The following is a 1,325-nucleotide window of genomic DNA, read 5'->3' as shown; positions in this document are numbered from 1 at the left end:
GCCGGGCTCCTCGGGATTGGCGCGGGGGCCCTCGGGGGGCTTTCCCGCCGTCTCCACCACGTCGTGCAGCAGGGCGGCGAGGCGGGTGGCCGCGCGGTGGGCCGGGCCCGTGAGGATCGCTCCGGTGTCCGGGGTCTTGAGGGTGGCCAGGGCCGCGGGCGGGATGCGCACCGGTTCGCCGTGCCGGATCGCGCGCGCCGCGGCGTCGAGCACGGCGCCCGCCGCCCCGAGGAGTTCGCGTACGCGGTCCCGCTCGGGGCCCTCTTCCGGTACGCCGACGGCCGGGTCGGCCAGGGAGGCGAGCACCGGGCGGATGCGTTCGGCGATGCCGCGGGCGCCGTGGAGTTCGGCGGGGCGGGTGCGGGCCTGGCGCGGGGTGACGGTCGCCGCGGCGCGGGCCGCCATCAGGGGCTCCGGGTCGAAGTCGGCCAGCGGGTCGTGGCGCAGCCTGCGGGCGTAGTCGGCCTCCGCCGCGAGGGCGTCCGCCAGCGCGTCCCGCTGGGCGCCCCAGCGGCGTACCGGAAAGAGGATCACCAGCGCGGCCTGGATCGCGCCGCCCACCACCATCATCGCGGCGTGGCCCGCGGCGGCGGCGACGGAGTTGGGCAGCGTGACCGTCACCAGCATGATCGCGACGTTGGACGAAGCGATGAGGCCGATGGTGGGGCCCGCGGCCCAGCTGAGGCCCGCGAGGAAGGTCCACAGGGAGAGCAGGGCGAGGAAGAGGGGGGTGTGGGAGCCGGTGAGGTACCCGAGGAAGGTGGAGACGGCGAGGCTGCTGCCCGAGGCGATGGCCAGCTCCGGGCGTGGCCGCCAGCTGCGCTGAAAGGTGGCGATGGCCGCCTGGTACGCACCGAAGGCGGAACTTGCGGCCACCGCCGGCCCGAAGAGGGCGAGGCTGACGCCGATGACGATGGCGAGACCGGCGGCGCCGCGGAGCGCGATGAGGGGTTCAAGCCGCTTCCGCTCGACGCTGAGCCCCGAGCGGGCAGTCACTTTCAGCGCTCGGAGCCAGGTCACTCCGTGATGATACGGGGCATAAAGGGCATTGCTGCTGCCGAGTGCCGGGCGAGAGGGGGACGGGAAAGCTGGTTCGGCGACCTGAGGCTGCGCGGCGATCGGGCGAAGGGGCAGGAAAGCTGGTTCAGCGACCTGAGGCTGCGCGGCGATCGGGCGAAGGGGCAGGAAAGCTGGTTCAGCGACCTGAGGCTGCGCGGCGATCGGGCGAAGGGGCAGGAAAGCTGGTTCGGCGACCTGAGGCTGCGCGGCGATCGGGCCGACGGGCGGCAAAGACCCACTCAACAACCCGAGACTCGCGGTAACCG

The 1,325-nt window shown here is 74.1% G+C and carries 2 protein-coding genes; one reads left to right on the top strand and one right to left on the bottom strand.

Annotation, left to right across the window (positions count from 1 at the left end; genetic code table 11):
• A partial coding sequence (locus E2651_RS43225) for an FUSC family membrane protein (RefSeq protein ID WP_280922839.1) occupies positions 1-1,020 on the bottom strand: 1,020 nt, incomplete at its 3' end.
• Positions 1,021-1,023: 3 nt separating this feature from the next.
• On the opposite strand from E2651_RS43225, the gene E2651_RS44930 reads away from it, so the two are divergent.
• Positions 1,024-1,325 (top strand): hypothetical protein (locus E2651_RS44930; protein ID WP_209446399.1); only part of this gene is annotated, 302 nt, incomplete at its 3' end.

This window comes from Streptomyces sp. MZ04 (genome assembly GCF_004684775.1).
Classification (GTDB): domain Bacteria; phylum Actinomycetota; class Actinomycetes; order Streptomycetales; family Streptomycetaceae; genus Streptomyces.
This window is presented reverse-complemented; position numbering and strand designations above follow the sequence as displayed.